General features: G+C 50.6%; 18 protein-coding genes. 9 read left to right on the top strand and 9 right to left on the bottom strand.

Annotation, left to right across the window (positions count from 1 at the left end; all coding sequences use genetic code 11):
* Positions 1-358 precede the first annotated feature (358 nt).
* A complete protein-coding gene (locus NT073_RS28630; RefSeq protein WP_297380861.1) occupies positions 359-1,381 on the top strand; it encodes a LacI family DNA-binding transcriptional regulator in 1,023 nt (340 codons plus the stop codon).
* Between the two features lie 326 nt (positions 1,382-1,707).
* Here NT073_RS28630 and NT073_RS28625 read toward each other — a convergent pair whose 3' ends face one another.
* The 7 genes from NT073_RS28625 to NT073_RS28595 all read right to left on the bottom strand — a co-directional run bounded on the left by NT073_RS28625 (position 1,708) and on the right by NT073_RS28595 (position 9,096).
* Complete coding sequence (locus tag NT073_RS28625; protein WP_297380859.1) at positions 1,708-2,427, bottom strand: FRG domain-containing protein; 720 nt, start codon at positions 2,425-2,427, stop codon at positions 1,708-1,710.
* A gap of 160 nt (positions 2,428-2,587) precedes the next feature.
* Positions 2,588-3,079 carry a hypothetical protein gene (locus tag NT073_RS28620; RefSeq protein WP_297380856.1) on the bottom strand — a complete coding sequence of 164 codons (492 nt, stop codon included), beginning with the start codon at positions 3,077-3,079 and terminating at the stop codon, positions 2,588-2,590.
* A gap of 571 nt (positions 3,080-3,650) precedes the next feature.
* Positions 3,651-3,935: a hypothetical protein gene (locus tag NT073_RS28615; protein WP_297380853.1), complete on the bottom strand. Its 285-nt coding sequence runs from the start codon at positions 3,933-3,935 to the stop codon at positions 3,651-3,653.
* Positions 3,936-4,452: 517 nt separating this feature from the next.
* Positions 4,453-6,111, bottom strand: coding sequence for a carboxylesterase family protein (locus tag NT073_RS28610; RefSeq protein ID WP_297380851.1), 1,659 nt, complete (start codon positions 6,109-6,111; stop codon positions 4,453-4,455).
* A gap of 170 nt (positions 6,112-6,281) precedes the next feature.
* Entirely contained in the window at positions 6,282-7,202 is a 921-nt protein-coding gene (locus NT073_RS28605) for an AraC family transcriptional regulator (protein WP_297380847.1), read from the bottom strand.
* A 16-nt stretch (positions 7,203-7,218) separates the two neighbouring features.
* A complete protein-coding gene (locus tag NT073_RS28600; RefSeq protein ID WP_297380845.1) occupies positions 7,219-8,118 on the bottom strand; it encodes an NAD(P)H-binding protein in 900 nt (299 codons plus the stop codon).
* Between the two features lie 99 nt (positions 8,119-8,217).
* A complete protein-coding gene (locus NT073_RS28595) occupies positions 8,218-9,096 on the bottom strand; it encodes a helix-turn-helix domain-containing protein (protein WP_297380841.1) in 879 nt (292 codons plus the stop codon).
* Positions 9,097-9,391: 295 nt separating this feature from the next.
* Between NT073_RS28595 and NT073_RS28590 the strand changes: the two genes are divergently transcribed.
* The 8 genes from NT073_RS28590 (at position 9,392) to NT073_RS28555 (ending at position 16,202) form a co-directional block, all read left to right on the top strand.
* Complete coding sequence (locus NT073_RS28590) at positions 9,392-10,369, top strand: alpha/beta hydrolase (RefSeq protein WP_297380839.1); 978 nt, start codon at positions 9,392-9,394, stop codon at positions 10,367-10,369.
* Positions 10,370-10,385: 16 nt separating this feature from the next.
* On the top strand, positions 10,386-11,351 hold the full coding sequence (locus NT073_RS28585; RefSeq protein WP_297380837.1) for a VOC family protein: 966 nt from the start codon (positions 10,386-10,388) through the stop codon (positions 11,349-11,351).
* 99 nt (positions 11,352-11,450) lie between these two features.
* The gene (locus NT073_RS28580; protein WP_297380833.1) at positions 11,451-12,167 is read left to right on the top strand and encodes a PIG-L deacetylase family protein; all 717 of its coding nucleotides are present in this window, start codon (positions 11,451-11,453) and stop codon (positions 12,165-12,167) included.
* Between the two features lie 23 nt (positions 12,168-12,190).
* Positions 12,191-12,787 (top strand): 4-carboxy-4-hydroxy-2-oxoadipate aldolase/oxaloacetate decarboxylase, encoded by a 597-nt coding sequence (locus NT073_RS28575; protein ID WP_297380830.1) that lies wholly within the window; start codon positions 12,191-12,193, stop codon positions 12,785-12,787.
* Entirely contained in the window at positions 12,774-13,565 is a 792-nt protein-coding gene (locus tag NT073_RS28570) for an NAD(P)-dependent oxidoreductase (RefSeq protein WP_297380828.1), read from the top strand. Before NT073_RS28575 ends, NT073_RS28570 begins: the two co-directional genes overlap by 14 nt.
* A 3-nt stretch (positions 13,566-13,568) precedes the next feature.
* Entirely contained in the window at positions 13,569-14,672 is a 1,104-nt protein-coding gene (locus tag NT073_RS28565; protein WP_297380825.1) for a 4-oxalomesaconate tautomerase, read from the top strand.
* An 86-nt stretch (positions 14,673-14,758) separates the two neighbouring features.
* Positions 14,759-15,694 (top strand): TIM barrel protein, encoded by a 936-nt coding sequence (locus NT073_RS28560; protein ID WP_297380823.1) that lies wholly within the window; start codon positions 14,759-14,761, stop codon positions 15,692-15,694.
* Between the two features lie 106 nt (positions 15,695-15,800).
* Entirely contained in the window at positions 15,801-16,202 is a 402-nt protein-coding gene (locus tag NT073_RS28555; RefSeq protein ID WP_297380820.1) for a hypothetical protein, read from the top strand.
* 5 nt (positions 16,203-16,207) lie between these two features.
* Here the strand turns inward: NT073_RS28555 and NT073_RS28550 are convergent, their stop codons facing one another.
* Positions 16,208-16,735, bottom strand: coding sequence for an ABC transporter permease (locus NT073_RS28550; protein ID WP_297380818.1), 528 nt, complete (start codon positions 16,733-16,735; stop codon positions 16,208-16,210).
* A 173-nt stretch (positions 16,736-16,908) separates the two neighbouring features.
* The gene (locus NT073_RS28545) at positions 16,909-18,351 is read right to left on the bottom strand and encodes a glycoside hydrolase family 125 protein (RefSeq protein WP_297380816.1); all 1,443 of its coding nucleotides are present in this window, start codon (positions 18,349-18,351) and stop codon (positions 16,909-16,911) included.
* Positions 18,352-18,515 lie beyond the last annotated feature (164 nt).

The raw sequence follows: 18,515 nt of genomic DNA, 5'->3' as shown, positions 1-18,515 counted from the left end.
TAGTATAGTTAAAAGGAGGCTTTCTTTATCTATTCTATAGTAATACCGTATATCGAAACGCCAAAAAGGGCTTTCTCAAGAAGAAAACCCCATTACTATCAATTGCAAAAACAACTTATACTGCCAACAGCAGCCAGGGAGCAATCAAAGCTATCTACAGTAGGTAGCCTTGATCAAGAACAATAATAACGATCACAAATGGAAAGTATTAACTGATGAACCGGTGCGTAAATTAGTTGACCTAATAGTGAATATTTTTTCTCATTTCTAATACACGCCCATACCTGGTGAGGTGTAGCAAGTAGATTAAAGCCTAGCGTTCTTAGTATATTACAAAATATGTAGTCTCACCACGTTCATGAAGCGTCATCAGGTCACTATTATTGACATTGCCCGTCAATTAAACCTGTCCAAGTCAACTGTTTCGCGGGCCCTGACTGGTCATGCATCAGTGAAAGAGGATACCCGGCAGGCGGTACTAACGCTCGCCAAAGCACTGGACTACCAGCGAAATATGCTGGCCATCAACCTGTCGTCGAGCCAGAGCCGAACAATTGGCATTATTGTACCGGAGTTCGTGACGTCATTTTTCCCGGTTGTCATTATGGGAGCGCAGGAGATAGCCGATCAGGCGGGATACACAGTCCTGATCTGCCAGTCGAATGAGAGCTACGAAACAGAAGTAGCCAATGCGCGGACAATGATCGCGAATCGGGTGGATGGCGTACTGGTGTCGCTGACGCGTGAAACCAGGAATTTCGACCACCTCGCCGTATTTCAGCGGAAAGCAGTTCCCATGGTTTTTTTCAACCGGATCTGTTATGATATCGACGTGCCTAAAGTTGTTGTCGACGATTATGAAGGCGCTTTTAAAGCAACGGAACACCTGATTCAGACGGGCAAACGACGTATCGCCCATCTGGCCGGTCCAATGTCGCTCTACATCAGCCGAAAAAGACTGGAGGGGTATAAAGATGCATTACGGAAACATAACCTTCCGATTGCTGAGGACCTGATCATCAGCTACGATTTAAACCTGGAGCGGGCCAAGATTTACGTAAACTACCTGCTCGATCTACCCGAACCGCCAGACGCGCTGTTTGCTGTCAATGATCCAACCGCACTCGAAGCCTTGAAGATCATTAAAGCACGGGGGCTTTCGATACCCGATCAGATAGCCGTGGTTGGATTCAGTAACGATTATGGTTCATCGTTGATCGAACCGGGACTAACAACCATTGCCCAACCTACACGGGATATTGGTCGGATAGCCGCTCAGTTGCTGCTGGAACAGATTAACTCAGAAACAACTACCTGGAAACCAGTAACCCGAGTCCTGAAAACAGAGCTCATTGTACGGGGCTCCAGTGTAAAACCCTGAAAACGGGTCAACTGCGAACGTCTGCACAGAGACGGGTATTCCTCAGCAATACCGTTAGCAACCTAAGTAAACGAGGGCAGTAATTTACGAAGGAAGTGTCTCTTCAGCAGGAAATTAATAGTGGCAGAGCCAAGATGGCCCGTTGCACCGATTACAAGAATAATAGTGGTTGTGTAAATTGCTAAATACATAAGGAAGGTACTCGACTGAACACAGGCACTTGTAACCTTTATGAATATATTTTTGTAAGATTTTGCGTCGAGCCGTACTACCTGTAGCGCATAAACCGCTCTTAAGAAGCCAGAAACGAGGCTACTTTTTCTAGCCTACTGAAACTTCCAGTTAGCATGTTTACAGGTTCCCTCAAAATCGGGAAACATCGTTCTTGCATTGATGCCATAATCATTAATTTGTGCCATGAATTTCCGCTTTAAGGATTTAGGTATCTTTATTTCAGTAAGATGATTCTTCATAAGAGGTTCTTCTTCTAAAGGTATAAATCCGTTGTCAAAACAATGAATCGTAAACCAACCTGATTGCGCAACGATACGATCATTATTTAACGTTGGGCGAAGAACACTTGTTCTCTTAATAGAAAATGGGTCTTTTTTAACAGCATCAAGTGGGGAATTTGAATCTCTATCAGAAAGAATAGTTTCTTTAGGAACTTCAAATATATACACGTAAGAGTCTTTGTCTATGCCATACTCTTTCTCAATGGCGAAATAAAGAGCCGCTAACGGATTGCTTGTCCAATCTAAAAGTCGTGTTTTCAGACCATAATGTTGAGCTGTAATTAACAGGTCCAACTGGCTGTCATAATCAATCTTCAAATGAGCTACCCTTTCAATATAGCTCAACATTTCTCCTTCAAGTGAACGAGTATTACTCGTTCGGTTTCTGGCAATTGAAGGCAGTAAAGGATTACAATCAAGTTGTCCTCTATACAATATTCGCTCCGCATTATTGCGTTCGCGTTCGGCCTGTTTTCGGTCAATTAAAGTAAAAAATTCAAGCAAATTGGCAATCTCTTGTCCTTTTATCATTTTGTTACGGGGGTTACTGTCAAAAGTGTTTTCGTTAAAAGCGAAAGAGTACCCTATAAAATTTACTCAATCAACTTTTATGCCGAACGTGAAGCTATTACCAAATTCTGTGTTAGGGCAGTTGGGCTCTCGCTCGGCAGAACAGAAATCCATAGCCTTTCTACTTCGAAACAATTACTTCTTTCAATGATTTTACGGCATCAAGGAGGTTTTTTCCATCGTCTTCATTTTTTTTCTCTTTATAGAAAAGCGAAGGGGTTACTTGGGAAATAAGTAACTGTAAATCCAAAGATCCATCAAGTTGTTTGACTCGTAAAGCATTTTCGAGACCTCTATAAAAATTAATGAGATTACTATTATAGTAATGGTTATTTAATTGAAACTTGACAATTAAATAAACAATAGAAACTATAAAGATTTTGGAAAGTACTATAACTCCCAAATTAAACCCTTTTACTTTCAGCAAATCAGTTACCTGTAACTGATTATTGGCTTTTAAAGGGATTAACTGGCTGTTTATCAGTTCTGGTAAGGGTAGTAATAGCGAGAGCAGGCCTAACACAAGAACTAAGTAAATAGTAGCTAAATTTTTATTACTTTCATTTCTAACGTACAAAGCACGTGCCTCAAAAAAAGTTATTAGTTCATCCATTTTTTAACGAATTACAGACATTTACCACCATAAATATCCCCACTGTAAGTAGCCCAAGGATCTGTTAGTTGTGTACAGTAAGCCATGGCTAAGACTCGGAAATATCCAATTCCTCTCATGTAAGCAGATCACTTATGCTAGATAGGAGTCCTCCAACTTCACCTAACGTTTCCTTAGCAATCCATTTTGGTGTTTCATCAACAAATGCCTTGACAATAGGCTTGATTATTGACATGCCATATTTACGCGCTTTAGCCCATAGTCTGGCCAGTCGTTTAAATGTCTCATCTTGACTTAGGTCAGTCAAGATTTCTTTAAGAGATTGACAATCCCTTTGTAACTCCTCCAACTCAGCAGTCTTCTCCTCATCGCCTGCTACTTTTTCTTTTTCTGCTTCCAGAATATTTGCTACTACAGCTAGATAACGATCAAACTTCAGTTGTTCTTCAAAGCCAAACGGAGTCCCTTTAGCCTCTTCGCTTATTATTACAAAACCGTCATAAAACTCGGTTTGATAGCGAATGGTAATAGGATCGTCGGGTTCATCCTAAATCGTTTTGTAGCTATTATATTATTTTAAAATGTTTAACCAGTTCTCAAGCGTCTTCCTGGCGTCGGCATAGGTCTGATCCACTTTATGTATTTGGATAGAATGATCCCAACCGGGCTTTACTCCCACAGACACTTTATCGGCATAGTCAGTAGAATTACATGTAAAAAAGAAGTCTGATTGCAGGTCTGTATCTTTTAAGTAAATGGCATATTGAGAGGACTTGATCTGCTTGGCCACTCCTTCTAACTTTTCAAGTACTGGTTGAAAAGTGTGCCACATTTTTAAGGGTATTTCTTTCTTCATTTTATCTGACACGCACTTAAAGGTTGGGAGCTTTTATCGATACGTAAATTAATATGCAATATTTATCTGTCGCCAGAGGGCAACCCAACAAACCTAAACCTGCCTAATGGGCCGATTGACTTGCCAACCAAAGCCGCCGAGCCAAAAGCGTGCTAACGAGATGCATAGCCTATCGACCGAAGACGGCACACACTTTTTCATAACTCTTCGATTTGCCCAACATACTATAATGCGCAACACCGAAGAAGGCCAATCAACTAGTTTCCAGACGCCTACAACCCTTACAACGGACAGAAATACGCTTAAGTAGCAATAATAGTAATTTGTGTTTACAAAAACTAGTTAACTGAATTGTTACATTCATTAAATACTATACGAAGCCTATAATTCCCAACCCTGATTGGAGATCGGGAACAGCCAAACAGCCCTTGTGAACCTTCCAGGCAGGAGGTTTACAAGGGCTGTCTATTTCAGTCCTAACCTATTTACGCACTGGCGTAAATAGCTACTTAAATTCTTAGGCCAATGTCTTCCGGGCCTCGCGGTCGGGGTCGTTGGCGAGGGCCGAGGTGTCGTCCAGAATCATTGTTTCGCCGTTTTGCGTCGTGTACGGCTTCCAGTTGGGTAAGCCGCCCCCGTTGGGGTTGCCGGTCTTGACGAAATTGAGGAAGGAACCGGCCATCTTCTCTGACAGGGCACGGGGCCGTTTGCCGCCACCCGTATGGGTCAGCATCAGGTCGGTATTATAGAACCAGAAACAGATGTCGTCACAGTGGAACGCCCGCATCCGACCGTCGAAGAGCGGGGGCTGCCAGCCAAACCAGGCTACATAAACGGGCGCTTTCTGCTGAGATACTTTCGCATCGGCAGTAGCCACGACGTTCTTGCGGTTCGACACAATCAACGCCCAGATCTCAATAGGACGCGCTTTCGGGAAATTGCGGGCGTAAGCATCCACGATGTCGCCGGTTTTGTCGCCAAAGCGGGGTTTGATCTTTTCTTTTACGTCGGCCAGCGAAATATTTTCCAGAGAAGCATCGGTCCGATCGGGGTTCTGCTCATGGAAAGTCGAACAGATTATCAGCGGAATAGTAGCTGAAAAATGGTTGGGGTCCGAGAAAAACTTGCCGTCGTTCAGGGTCGCGCCGTCGCCTACGGGCGAATAGCCACCGCGCTGTAAACCCATCTTTTTAGCTTCGTCGGACATTTTCTCGGTGGCCCGATTGGCAATGTCGATGTATTCACGCCAGGGAATCTGCTGAAGTTTATCAATTTCACCGGGTTTCAAACCGGCCTCTTCCATCACTTTCAACCCTAGTTTCTCGGCATATTCTTTATTGGTTCCAGCCAGCGAACTGCCGCTCAAAGCCACCGCTTTGTGAAACAATCCTTTGGCCGACGGCATGTTCATTAGGGTCGTTACTTTAGCCCCTCCCCCCGACTGACCGATGATGGTCACGTTGTTCGGGTCTCCGCCAAAATTGGCAATGTTGTTTTTGACCCATTCGAGAGCCGCCACCATGTCCAGATTACCCACGTTACCCGATGCCGGATGGCCACCGGCCGCTTTCAGATGGGTATAGCCCAACGCGCCGAGCCGGTGGTTGATGGAGCAGAACACGACATTCCCGAACCGGGAAATATTTTCGCCATGGTAGCCGTCCTGCTCAACCGCATTTCCGTTAACGAATCCGCCCCCGTGCAGCCAGACGATAACCGGCCGTTTCTGCGTGTCCAGCGCCGGGGTCCAGACGTTCAGTTTCAGACAGTCTTCCGACACGTCGTCGTAGTTCCAGTGGTCGACAAACGAGGCATAGGGATTGGCGTACCGTTTCTCCATGATCTGAGGGGCGGAGTTTCCCCACCACAGGGCAGGCCGAATGTCGGTCCAAGCGGTTGGCTTTTGCGGAGGCATAAAGCGATTTTTGCCCGAGGTATCGGCTCCGTAGGGTACACCCAAAAACTGGTGAATTCCCCGCAGGATAAACCCTCTTACCTTGCCATATTCCGTTTTGGCAATAGCTATATTGTCGCCCACGAACAAAATCTGCTCGTCGCCGACTGGCTTAGCGGCTTTCGGTGGTTTTGCCCCAGCCGCAATGGATTGTTCAGCCACACCCAGGCTGGCTACGCCAACGCCCAGCGACTGTAAGAAATTTCGTCTTGACGGTTTCATTATCTATCCGTTAAAAGGTAAAGGAGAACTCCATATATAACTTTACGTAAAAGAGACATAATGGGGCGTTTTTACTACTCCTAACAAATAGATTTATAACTGACTATCAGTGGGCCACGATTGGCAGGCAACCGCTGTGTAATCTGGAAGTCAGTCCATTTGGCCAGCACTCAGGCAAACGAGCCTCTAAATTCTAAAGGTGATAAGTTGGTCTTTGATTTGAATAGTTTACTGAAGGATTGAGAGTGCTCAAAGCCGAGTGTATACGCGATTTCGCTGACGGATAAAGGCGTGGTCGACAATCGTTCTTTAGCTTTTTCAATCAGCTTGTTGTGGATATGCTGCTGGGTATTCTGTCCGGTCAGGTTTTTCAACAAACTGCTCAGGTATTTGGGAGAGATGTTCAGCGCATCGGCCACATAGGTAACGGTCGGCAAGCCCTTTATAATTAGGTCGTCACTATTGAAATAGCTGGCAAGCAACTTCTCCAGCCGATCCAGGATCTTGTGGTTTGCTATGTTGCGGGTAATGAACTGGCGATGATAAAACCGCTCCGAATAATTCAGCAACGCTTCGATATGCGAAACGATTATGCCCTGACTAAACTTGTCGATATTGGCACTACACTCCTGCCGAATGTTTTGCAGGATTCCGTTGATGGTTGCTTCTTCCCTGTCCGATAAAAACAAAGCTTCGTTTACTGAATAGCCGAAAAACTCATGCTGCTTAATCGTCTGGGCCAGCGATGTGTTCCAGAAAAAGTCGGGGTGAATCAATAGCATCCAGCCGCTGCGCTCAACAGTGGCATCGGGGTTCGGTTCAATACCAAAAACCTGGTCGGGCGATACAAAGAACATAACACCATTATTGAAATCATAGGCCTGCTGGCCGTATTTGAGCTTGCCGGTGACGCCCCGTTTTACCGCAATGTTGTAAAAATCAAAGACATAGTTGCTCGCATGATTTTCCGGAACACAAGCAATGTCACTATAGTCGATCACGCTGATTAACGGGTGTTCGGGCTGTGGCAAGCCTTTAAAAGAATGAAACTCGCTGATGGATTTTACCCGTTTTGTTTGACTGCCTGCCATAGCCGGAACGTTGTGTTTATTGGTTAAAGGCCTTAACAAAGTCCTGGGCAAAGTGGTGCAGCTTTGTCTTTCCCAATGTTGGCTGATATTTATAATAATCTTCGTACAAAGCCCCCGTTCCCTGGGCGGCCTGCATCTCCACAAAACCTTTCGCGATTTGCGGGTTCATACCCATTGAGGTCATACCATTCAGCAGTTCATCGTCCGGTATGGCGACCCATTGCAAATCGGGCTTACCGATGGCTTCGCCAAGGGCTTGAGCAATCTCGTTGGGCGATACGTCATCACTGGCCATATACCGAATGGTTCGGCCCGCAAACGGGGTTTCCATTTCTTCGGCCACGGCAGTCGCAATGTCGATTGGCGACACCCACGGCTCCTTCGCATCGCCACCATAATTCGAGATGATCACGCCCTGCATTTTGATCGTCCGCACAGACCGGTACAGGTTACTGAAGAAGCCCACCGGGCGCATGAACTTGATCGACACATCGTCCGGTAGCTGGTTCAGGATCTGCTCGGCATAGTAATGCATCGCTAACACGCCATTGCCTTCGGTGGTATGCGCGCCGATACTGCTCAGGTGAATCACCTTCCTGACGCCTGACCGTTCTACGGCTTGTTTGTAACGTTCGGCCATATCGGAGTAGGCCTTGATGATGTCCAGAGTTGGATCAAAAAGGCTGCTGGGCGCCATGGCTTCCATCAGAAACACCACATCCGCCCCGCTGAAGGTATCGGTCAGGAAGTCGATGTCCAGTATGGTGCCAATGGCCGCTTTCGCCCCCAGCGTTTCAATTGCCTGCTGCCGTTCCGGATTGCTGCTGATGACCGTTACGGTATGTCCTTTTTGCACCAGTTGCCGGGTGAGTGGTTCGCCGATGTTTCCCAGCGATCCCGTCAATACAAGATTCATAGTTATCTGTTTTTTTGCTGGTACAAAGGTCAGGGTTTTGCTCCCAGCAGCTGTAGTCAGATAGCCGAACGTTGTAGCCAAAAGGGCGGATGATGCGTTTTACACCTTGATTTGACCCTCGCGAAATTCTGACGGCGACAGACCGGTATTTTTCCTGAAAAACCGGGCGAAGTAGTTGGGGTATTCGAAGTTGAGCAGGTAGGCGATCTCCGAAACGGAATAGGTTGTGTAAGTCAGATATTTGCGGGCTTCGTCGAGAATATGCGCCTGCACCAGCTGGCTGGCCGATTTACCCGAAACGGACTGGCAAATTCGGTTCAGGTGGACCGGTGTAATGGCCAGATCGTCGGCCAGTTGGGCAATGGTGTGCGTCGTGCCCGCCTGCCGCACGCGCTGCTGAAACTTTCGAAAATACTGAAGTGACAGGTTGTTTGTTCCGGAACCGGTTTGTTCGCTTTGCTGCCACAGGCGATAAACAACCAGAAAAAACTGTTGCAGACAACTCTGTAGCATGAGCCGTTTTTCGGGCTGATCATCGAATAATTCGTCGTCAATCGCCTTGATCAATTCGCTAACCCGGCTGGCCGAGTAAGTTTCCCAAACGGTTGAGAGGCATTGTAGACTGCCCAGCATGGCCGTAACGGGCGAACCACCGGGAAACAGCGCATCGATCAGCGCATCGGACAGGGTCAGAATACGTCCTCTCACATCGGCATTGTATACGAAACCATGAAGAGCCGTGGGGGGAATCAGTAACAGGCAGGGGCCGGTGAGTTGACGCTCACGGCTGGCTTCCTGAAAGTTGAACTGCCCGGTTTCAATAAAGAAAACCTGAAACAACCGGGCATGGATATGCGGCTGAATAACCCAGTCGAAGCTTTGACTACGCGTCTCCAGCAATTCGGAATACAAGTACTCCGCATCGGGTTTGGTGTTTGCCTGGCCATAAAGGCCGTCATACTGGGTGATGCGTTGCATGATCATGAGGTTAACTTTGTTTCCACGTTGATTTCATCGTTTGGGCCCGCTTCTGTAGCGTTCATGGACCTTTCATCCTTTGAAAAAGGCTATAAAAGGTTAGATCATTACCAGTATGTCCCTTTATTCCGGTAGAAATACAACGTATTTAAACAACACTAATCTGCGAATTTATTTTGAAAGACGGCGATTTAGCTGCCTGTATGTTCGATTTGTTTCCGGAAAACGATGAAGTGTTTCGGCATGGCGCCGGGGAAGACAAATACCTTTGTTGCACAACAAATCCCCCATCGTCATGTCTGTATCATATCGCACCCTCTTTGCTGTTCTCCTGCTGAGTTGCAGCCTAACATTTGCTCAGCCGCCAGGCATGCCGCCAGGTGGCCCTCCTCCGGGTGGAATGCCGCGAGGTGGCCCAATGCCGAAAGCCAGTACGGACGGGATTAAAAACAAGTTTCTGGATATAGCCTATGCCCAGAAATCGCCCGCACAGAAGCTGGACATCTACCTGCCCAACGAAGGCACTGGTCCCTTTCCGGTCATTGTCTCGATCCACGGCGGAGCTTTCAAGATGGGCGACAAAGGCGATTTTCAGGTCAATGCGGCTCTCAGCGGACTTAAACGAGGCTACGCCGTTGTCAGCATCAACTACCGCCTGAGTGGCGAGGCTATTTACCCGGCCCAGATTCAGGATGTAAAAGCCGCCATCCGCTGGATTCGCGCCAACGCTAAAACCTACAAGCTAAATGCCGATAAAATTGCTACCTGGGGCGGCTCGGCCGGGGGTAACTTGTCTGCGCTGGCCGGTACCACGGGCGACGTGACCGACTTCGATGATGCGTCGCTGGGCAACGCCAGTCATAGCAGCCGGGTGCAGGCCGTAGTCGATTGGTTTGGCCCGATTCAATTCGATCAGATGGACCCGCAGTTCAAAGCCAGCGGCAAGGGAAAAGCCGACCACAATGAAGCCAATTCGCCGGAGTCTCAATTAATTGGCAAGCCCATCACGCAGGCCCCCGAACTGGTCAAACGCGCCAGTCCCGCAACTTACATCAGCAAAGCCGACCCGCCTTTCTTCATCGAGCACGGCACCAACGACCCGCTCGTACCCACGCAGCAGTCCATCAACTTTACGGCGGCCCTCACTGCCGTGCTGGGTAAAGACAAGGTAACCTTCACACCTATCGAGGGCGCGGGGCATGGCGGTCCGCAGTTCGAAACGCCGGAAAATCTGGAGAAGGTTTTCACCTTCCTGGACAAACACCTGAAATAAACTCATCGTGTCGACCATGAACGAAACCACCTGGGATCTGGCTCACCTGGGCCACGTTGAACTCCTCACGCCCAAACTCGACAAAAGCACCCGCTTCTTTACCGAGATCATGGGCATGTCGATCACGGCTACCGTCGGCGATTCCATTTACCTGCGGGCTTACGATGACTATGAGCACCATACGCTGAAGTTAACGGCCAGTCCACAGGCCGGTATGCGTCATTTTGCCTGGCGTGCCCGCAGCCCGCAGGCCCTCCAGCGCCGGGTGGAAGCCATTCAGCGAACGCCCTATGCCATCGGCTGGAACGAAGGCGACCTCGGCCACGGCCCGGCGTTTGAATTTCACTCGCCCGATGGTCACCTGACCGAAATTTATTTCGAAACCGAAAAGTACCGCTGCAGCCCGCAGGATCAATCGGCGCTGAAAAACACAGCGAGCCGGTTTCCCGGTCGGGGCATCAACGTCCGGCGTATCGACCACCTCAACCTGTTTGCCAGCGACGTGCGGGCTTACCGGGATTTTCACCTGACTACGCTGGGCGGCATTATGAGCGAAAGCATTGTGGATGATCTGGAGAACATGAATCCGCGGGCCGTGTGGTTTATGGTCAATTCGAAATCCTACGATCTGGCCGTTACGCTTGATTACCTAGCCCTTCGGGGACGGTTTCACCACCTTACCTACGCCGTAAACAGTCGGGAGGAGGTGCTGATTGCGGCCGACATCTGCCTTGAAAACGGTATTCAGATCGAAACCGGCCCACACAAGCACATCATTCAGCAAACGTTTTTCCTTTACGTCTACGAGCCCGGTGGCAACCGCGTCGAGATTGCCAATACCACCGCCCGGCTCATCACCGACCCCGATCACCAAACCGTTTTCTGGACGATGGAAGAACGAAAACGCGGGCAAGCCTGGGGTTTACCCACCATCCCCAGTTTTCACACACAGGGCACGCCGATGCCAACCCCGCCGTCGTAGAGACGCAACCTTTTGCGTCTCCTCACGCGTCAGCATTACAGTAACAGGTTAGAAACCATCCGGAAATGAGACACAAGGGATTGCGTCTCTACATTAGACATGAAAAAACTTCTCATTATCGGTGCCCATTCCGGCGATTTTGTCTGGCGGTCGGCTGGCACCATTGCTAAGGCGATGGAAGAAGGGGCCGAAACCCTGGTCGTTGCCCTATCGTATGGCGAACGGGGCGAGTCGGGCGAACTTTGGAAAGAAGACCCTAAACGCACTGTCGACAGTGTGAAAGCGATTCGGCATGAGCAGGCCCAACAAGCGGCCGATATACTGGGCACACCAATTCAATTTCTGGACTGGGGCGACTACCCGATGCTGCTGACCGACGAACGGGTAGCGCAGCTCACCAACCTCATCGGCGACTTCGAACCTGATGTTATCCTGACCCACAGCGAAAAAGACCCGTTCAACCCCGATCATCCGTTGGCGTTTCAGGCGGTGCAGCGGGCACGATTACTATCGTCGGGAGCGGGGGTGCCGAGCGCGTTCAAAAACATCGATCCGCCGGTCTGGTACTCGTTCGAGCCGCACCAGCCCGAACTGTGTGGCTTTGTACCAGACACCTTTGTGGATATTACGTCGGTGATGGAAACCAAGCGGGCGGCTATGGCCTGTATGGGTGCACAAACCTACCTGCGCGACTACTATGCCGAACTGGCCTCCCGACGCGCCAACCACGCCCGCCGAATTTCGGGCCAAAAGCACATTCAGTTCGCCGAAGCGCATCAACGCCAGGTGCCAAGAGTAACAGGGAGTATTTTCTAAAATGTATTATGCCACAGAGATTCATGTATCATCAGCTCGCGAAATTCTCAGCTGCCACCCTGCACGAAGCGCTCGGCAAGGCCGGTAATCTGCCCTCGGCCATCAAACCGATTGCGCCCGGCATGAAGATCTGTGGCCCGGCCTATACCGTGCAGACGATACCAGGCGACAATAAAATTCTGCACCGGGCCTACGCTTACGCACAGCCGGGTGATGTACTCGTAGCGCACTGCTCCGACTATTACGAAGCGGGCTACTGGGGCGACTTAATGAGTCTGGGTGCCAAAACAAAAAGCCTTGCTGGGTTGGTTATCGATGCCTGTGTCCGCGATGCCGATGATATTGACGCGATGGGCTTCCCCGTGTTCAGCCGGGGGCTGTGCATCAAGGGTACGTCGAGCATCGAAGGCGGCAGGTTAAACGAGCCCATCGTTATCGGTGGCGTTGTGATTCACCCCGGAGACATCATTGTGGGTGATCGTGATGGCGTTGTCGTCGTACCGAAAAACCTTATTCAGGATGTATTCGAAAAGGCGACGGCCCGTGAGAGCCGTGAAGAAACCATACGCGAACAACTCCGGCAAGGCAAAACATCTATTCAACTTTATGGGTGGGAATAAACCAATAAAAATCGCAGTACTTGGGCTGGGTGAAGCCGGAAGCCACTTCGCCAATGATCTGCTCGCCTTGGGCGTAACCGTAGCAGGCTATGACCCCGCTCTCAGACGAGATTTACTACCGTCTGTAATACGAGCCGATAGTCCTGCCGAAGCCGCCCGCAACGCCGATATTATTTTAAGCGTCAACCTGTCGGCAGTAGCGGAAACCGTTGCGGCAGCGGTGTTGCCGGTTCTTCGACCGGGGCAATTGTATGCCGAAATGAACACCGCTTCGCCCGACACCAAACGACAGGTCGAAGTCCTCATCAGCCCCTCCGGCGCCCTGGTCGTGGATGTTGCCATCATGGCACCTGTACCGCCCAAAGGCATTTTAACACCGTTTCTGGTGTCGGGTCCCGGTGCCGATCGGTTTGCCGAATTACTGCTTCCATTGGGGCTGAACATCAGCGTAGTGAGCGATCAGACGGGCGAGGCCGCCACCCGAAAGTTGCTCCGGTCCATTGTGTACAAGGGCATTGCCGCCGTCATTGGCGAAGCTGTAGACGCCGGTCGCTCGTTTGGACTGGAACCGTACATTCGGGAGCAGATTCTGTCTGTCGTCGGTGGCAACGACGCGCTGATCGACCGTTTTCTGGAAGGCAGCAAAACCCACGCCCTCCGCCGAAGCCATGAACTCGAAGCCGTTATTGCCATGCTTGGTGCACAGCATGTTGAGCCGGTGATGTCACGGGCCACACTGACCAGCCTTGAAAATCTGATTGAACACACTCAGCACTAAACCATGCCACAACGTGCCATTCCCGTCATGCAGTTTCGAGGAGGCTCATCCAAAGGGCTGTTCTTCAACGCATCCGACCTCCCCACCGATGAAGCTCCGCGCAACCGCCTGATTCTGGCCGCTATGGAAGGCGTCGGCGGTGGCGATCCCCGGCAGATTGACGGGCTGGGTGGCGCGACGTCCCTGACCAGTAAAGTGGCGGTCGTCAGTCGATCAGACAAGACCGATGCCGATCTGGATTACCTGTTTTTGCAGGTAGTTGTAGGAGCCGGGCGGGTATCGACCGATCAAAACTGCGGGAACATCCTGGCGGCCGTCCTGCCCTTCGCCATTGAATCGGGGCTGTTTCCTGCCACCAGTCCAACGACAACGGCCCGCGTCAACATGGTGAATACGGGCGGCATCTGCGAAGTAACGGTGCAAACACCGGGCGGGATTGTTGAGTATGCAGGAGGGGCATTGGTTGGTGAAGCAAAAGTGGATGGCGTACCGGGAACAGGCGCGCCGATTCTCTGTAACTACCTGGGCATTGCCGGGTCGACCTGCGGTGCATTGCTACCCACGGGCCAAATCCGGAACCGGATAAATGGCATTGAGGTAACCTGTATTGATAACGGAATGCCCGAGGTGATTCTTCGGGCGGCCGATGTGGGCGTTACCGGCTACGAATCGCCCGCCGAACTTGAAGCAAATGAGTTATTGAAACAAACCCTCGAACGCATCCGGCTGGCCGTTGGCCCACTCATGAATCTAGGCGATGTGACCAGCAAAACCGTCCCCAAACTGTGTTTGATTGCGCCACCCCGGACGGGCGGGATGGTTAGCACACGAACGTTCATTCCGCACCGGGTCCACGAAGCAATTGGCGTGCTGGGAGCCATTTCGACCGCTACGGCTTGCCTGTTGCCCGGCTCCGTGGCCGACGGAATCGCAGTTTTCCCCAAAGGAACTGAACAGGGTTACTCAGTCGAACACCCTACGGGCGAGTTCACGGTTCAGCTGAAACAACACACTGAAAGCGGTGGCATTAAACTAGGCAAGTCAGGCGTAATTCGGACGGCACGGCTGCTAAGCCGGGGGGAGGTATTCGTACCACGAGTTGGCTGAGTTCACCAAGAAAACGTAGTAAACCCGTTGCATCGGGTGCTTTTCAGTAGCGTTAAGCTCTGTACGTTTTTTCCTCCGAACCCCTCATGAAATCCTTCTCCCGTCGCACCTTTTTGCAGTCGTCGGCGCTCCTGGCGAGCAGCGCCGTACTGCCCTCCTATCTGCCGCTTGTCCGCACAGTTCAGAAACCCTTACGACTTGGCGGCCCTATTTTCCTGAAAAGCAACGATCCCGACGAGCTGGCGCGCGAACATCGGCGGTTACAATACAGCGCAGCCTACGTCCCTACGGTCGACCTGACCGATACGAACCGGATCGAGGCCATAAGAAAAGCGTTTGCCGCCCAGAATGTGCTCATTGCCGAAGTGGGCGCGTGGGTGAATATGCTGGATCAGGATGCCGAAAAGCGCCGTAAAAATCTCACGTACGTTACCGACCGGCTCGCCCTGGCCGAGGCCGTTGGCGCCCGGGTTTGTGTCAACATCGGCGGGTCGTTCAGCCCCACCCAATGGGATGGCCCCGACGCACGCGACCTGGGCAAAGACTACTTCGATGCCACGGTCGAAAACTGCCGTAAGGTCATTGATGCCGTGAAACCAAAACGAGCCAAATTTGCGCTGGAAATGATGGGCTGGAGCTTGCCCGACGGCCCCGACTCCTACCTCAAATTCATCAAAGCCATTGACCGGGCTGCTTTCGGAGCTCACGTAGACATTGCCAATATCATCAATAGTCCGACGCGCTTTTTCGCCAATACGGCTCTCATCAACGAAACCTTTCAGAAATTAGGCCGCTGGATCATTTCGGCTCACGCCAAGGACATTGCGCCCAAAGATGGCCATTTTATGGAAACCATGCCGGGCCGCGGCCGACTGGATTATGCCGCCTATATCCGCAATGTCACCTCCCTACCCCAGGAAGTGCCGCTGATGCTGGAGCATTTACGCACTGCCGAGGAATATGACGAAGCCAGGGCTTTTGTTATAAAAAAAGCCTCCGAGATTCAGATACCGCTGGCATAACGAATTGATAACAACCACGTATGCAGTATTCGCCATAAATTGTTCTCTTTTGCATCCGGGACTTCGACCCCGCCTACAATCACTTAACTTTATTTCTAAACAAAAAATGGCAATCCGGACATTACTAACATTAACTATCCTGTTTACGCTCACCTTTCAGGTCGTAAAAGCACAAAACTCACCCGCCACGATTGATTCATTAACAACCCTAACCGGTACATGGGCGGGCACCTTCGATGGCCCGACATCCGGGAAGTTCGAACTGGTCCTTAATCAGGACAACAATCGAAACGTAACGGGAAAGATTACCGCGATCAACAATAACGGAGACCAGTATTCTGCTGACCTGAAAACGGTTGTCTGGCAAAATGGAAAACTAACGATCACTTATACCTACCCGGAAGGCGGAGACGTTAACCTGTCCGGAAATTATGCTAAATCAGCATTCAAAGGAACCTGGGAGTTGGGAGGTGGTCAGGCAACGGGAACCTGGCAAGCGAGTCGATGAATACACTATAGATCAGGAATTTCCATGATTCGAACCTTCATGACCGGCTGTTCGCCATCGGGAACGATAACAATAAGGGAGTTACTCACGGTCTCGCCGTTTCGAAGCATGTGCCCGGCCTGAATGTCGGTTATCGTTACCACTTCTTTTCCCTCGGCGTTCTTTACCCGTTGCCGGTAAGGCACGGTGAATGGCCGCGCCAGAACCTTTGCGCTTTTAGACGTCAGACGTTTTCCGGTGGCGTTCAGGCAATCGAAATTAGCCAGCTCATTCTGGTCTTTCTGATCCAGCAACGCCTGACGGGGAAACATGATCTTGGTACAGTTACTCTTATTCGTGGCATAAATTGACAGTTCGTAGCGCATGAAACGCTCCCCGCCAATATCAACACGACGTTCGTTACGTATTTCGTAGCCGTAATCAATGCCATTGAACTGAGCCGGTTTACCGGGTTGTGCATCATAGGCCTGCTGGCCAAAAAGAGGAGAGCAAATGCCTGTTAAAAGCAAAAGACAGGTTAGTAAGCGGTTCATCTGTAGTCAGTAAGTCGGTTCCGGCAGAAAAATAAGGGTTATGTATGGTAGATACATAACCCTTTTATTTAACGTCTAAAAATACCGTTCCTTGTGTATTAATGCAACGCTACTCATTCATTCATGAGTAATTTAATCGCATTATCATCGGAAACTACTCAACCTGTCTTCTATTATAGAACTTTACCCAACAATTGCGGGCGCTCGTTAGCGACTTTCAGGACCAGTTCGCCAAAGAGGGTGTTGGCCCAGGCGAACCACTTTCGGGTAAACTTGGCAGGATCATCCTGGTTGAAGGATTCGTGCATGAAGCCCGTTCCGGCATGGGTTTTCTTTAGCAGCCGGAGCTGGGCCAGAATCTCCTGGTCGTCGGTAGACGTAAGAGCGCGCATGGTCAGGCTCATGGTCCAAATATTATTGACCAGCGTATGCGGACTGCCGACGCCTTCGGCAGCTTTTCCTTTAAAGAAATACGGATTGTCCGGGCTAAGGACAAAGCGACGGGTATTTTTGTAGATCGGATCACTGGCGGGCATGGCACCCAGATACGGCAAAGCCAGTAAGTTGGGCACGTTGGCGTCGTCCTGAAGCAGGTGATTGCCGTACCCATCCACTTCCATGGCATACATCTTCCCGTATTTGGGGTGCGTATAAATGGCGTACTGTTTCAACGCCCGCTCCACCTCGTCGGCCAGGGCGCGGCAATCCGCAGACAGGGCCTGTCGGTTGACCGTGGTCGTAGGCTTGATCTGTTCGACCATCGTGGCCAGCTGCCGAAGCGAGACTACCGCAAACCAGTTCGAGGGCACATAGAAAGGGAAAACCGTTGCATCGTCGGATGGGCGGAAGATGCTGTTTATCAACCCGATCGGGCGCGTTGGATTTCCGTAGCCATCGCCTGGTACGGTATCCGTCGACCAGGACGTTTCGCGGCTGAATTTGTAGGGGCCCCGGCTGATCTTACGCTGCTGCTCCCGGCAGGTCTGCAAAACGAGTTGCATGGCCTGTAGCCAGTCGGCATCGAACGGGCTGGTATCGCCGGTTATTTTCCAGTAGTGATAGCCCAGCCGTATAGCGTAGCATAGCGAATCGAGTTCCCACTTTCGTTCGTGCAGACCGGGTTTCATGGCTGTCACGTCTTTCTTCCATTCGCCCTCTTTGCTGGCATCGGCATAAAAGGCGTTGGCATAGGGGTCGCGTCGAATGCAAAGGGATTGCCGACGAATAACCCCCGCAATCAGTTGCTGCAAGGGTTTATCCTGCTTGATGAGCGGCAGATAGGGCCATACCTGCGCCGTACTGTCGCGCAGCCACATAGCATCTATGTCGCCGGTAATGACAAACGTATCAGGTTGGCCGTTGCTAGTGCTCACCTGAACGGTGGTATCGAGGGTGTTTGGAAAGCAGTTCTCGAAAAGCCAGGCCAGTTCCGGGTCACGAATGGTTTTGTGCATTCGCTGGATGGTCTGCTCAACGGCCGCGCTGGTGAAATTGCGTTGGGCTGCGGCTGTCCGCACAACGGGGAAGTCAGCGGCTGGCGCGGCCCAAAGTGACTGACCAGCCATCAGGCCAGCGCTTGCCCCGGCAGATTGTTGGATAAACGTACGACGATTCATGTGGCAAAGATATTGAACACGGAGACGATCCGCTGTTGCGGTGCTAAGAACACAAAGAAAAACCAAATCTTTCTTAGTGCCGCAACAGCGGATCGTCTCCGTGTTCAATAACCCGATACGTTACAGTATTTCCTGTCTCACAGCCGTCCTCCTGCTCTTATAGG

Origin of the sequence: Spirosoma sp. (assembly GCF_026391055.1) — a bacterium.
Classification (GTDB): domain Bacteria; phylum Bacteroidota; class Bacteroidia; order Cytophagales; family Spirosomataceae; genus Spirosoma.
Note: the sequence above shows the minus strand (reverse complement) of the source record. Positions and strands in the feature narration are given on the sequence as shown.

Excerpts from the sequence above, each read along its gene's own strand:
- NT073_RS28630 (WP_297380861.1), top strand. The coding sequence starts at position 359 with ATGAAGCGTCATCAGGTCACTATTATTGACATTGCCCGTCAATTAAAC.
- NT073_RS28625 (WP_297380859.1), bottom strand. The coding sequence starts at position 2,427 with ATGATAAAAGGACAAGAGATTGCCAATTTGCTTGAATTTTTTACTTTA.
- NT073_RS28620 (WP_297380856.1), bottom strand. The coding sequence starts at position 3,079 with ATGGATGAACTAATAACTTTTTTTGAGGCACGTGCTTTGTACGTTAGA.
- NT073_RS28615 (WP_297380853.1), bottom strand. The coding sequence starts at position 3,935 with ATGAAGAAAGAAATACCCTTAAAAATGTGGCACACTTTTCAACCAGTA.
- NT073_RS28610 (WP_297380851.1), bottom strand. The coding sequence starts at position 6,111 with ATGAAACCGTCAAGACGAAATTTCTTACAGTCGCTGGGCGTTGGCGTA.
- NT073_RS28605 (WP_297380847.1), bottom strand. The coding sequence starts at position 7,202 with ATGGCAGGCAGTCAAACAAAACGGGTAAAATCCATCAGCGAGTTTCAT.
- NT073_RS28600 (WP_297380845.1), bottom strand. The coding sequence starts at position 8,118 with ATGAATCTTGTATTGACGGGATCGCTGGGAAACATCGGCGAACCACTC.
- NT073_RS28595 (WP_297380841.1), bottom strand. The coding sequence starts at position 9,096 with ATGCAACGCATCACCCAGTATGACGGCCTTTATGGCCAGGCAAACACC.
- NT073_RS28590 (WP_297380839.1), top strand. The coding sequence starts at position 9,392 with ATGTCTGTATCATATCGCACCCTCTTTGCTGTTCTCCTGCTGAGTTGC.
- NT073_RS28585 (WP_297380837.1), top strand. The coding sequence starts at position 10,386 with ATGAACGAAACCACCTGGGATCTGGCTCACCTGGGCCACGTTGAACTC.
- NT073_RS28580 (WP_297380833.1), top strand. The coding sequence starts at position 11,451 with ATGAAAAAACTTCTCATTATCGGTGCCCATTCCGGCGATTTTGTCTGG.
- NT073_RS28575 (WP_297380830.1), top strand. The coding sequence starts at position 12,191 with ATGTATCATCAGCTCGCGAAATTCTCAGCTGCCACCCTGCACGAAGCG.
- NT073_RS28570 (WP_297380828.1), top strand. The coding sequence starts at position 12,774 with ATGGGTGGGAATAAACCAATAAAAATCGCAGTACTTGGGCTGGGTGAA.
- NT073_RS28565 (WP_297380825.1), top strand. The coding sequence starts at position 13,569 with ATGCCACAACGTGCCATTCCCGTCATGCAGTTTCGAGGAGGCTCATCC.
- NT073_RS28560 (WP_297380823.1), top strand. The coding sequence starts at position 14,759 with ATGAAATCCTTCTCCCGTCGCACCTTTTTGCAGTCGTCGGCGCTCCTG.
- NT073_RS28555 (WP_297380820.1), top strand. The coding sequence starts at position 15,801 with ATGGCAATCCGGACATTACTAACATTAACTATCCTGTTTACGCTCACC.
- NT073_RS28550 (WP_297380818.1), bottom strand. The coding sequence starts at position 16,735 with ATGAACCGCTTACTAACCTGTCTTTTGCTTTTAACAGGCATTTGCTCT.
- NT073_RS28545 (WP_297380816.1), bottom strand. The coding sequence starts at position 18,351 with ATGAATCGTCGTACGTTTATCCAACAATCTGCCGGGGCAAGCGCTGGC.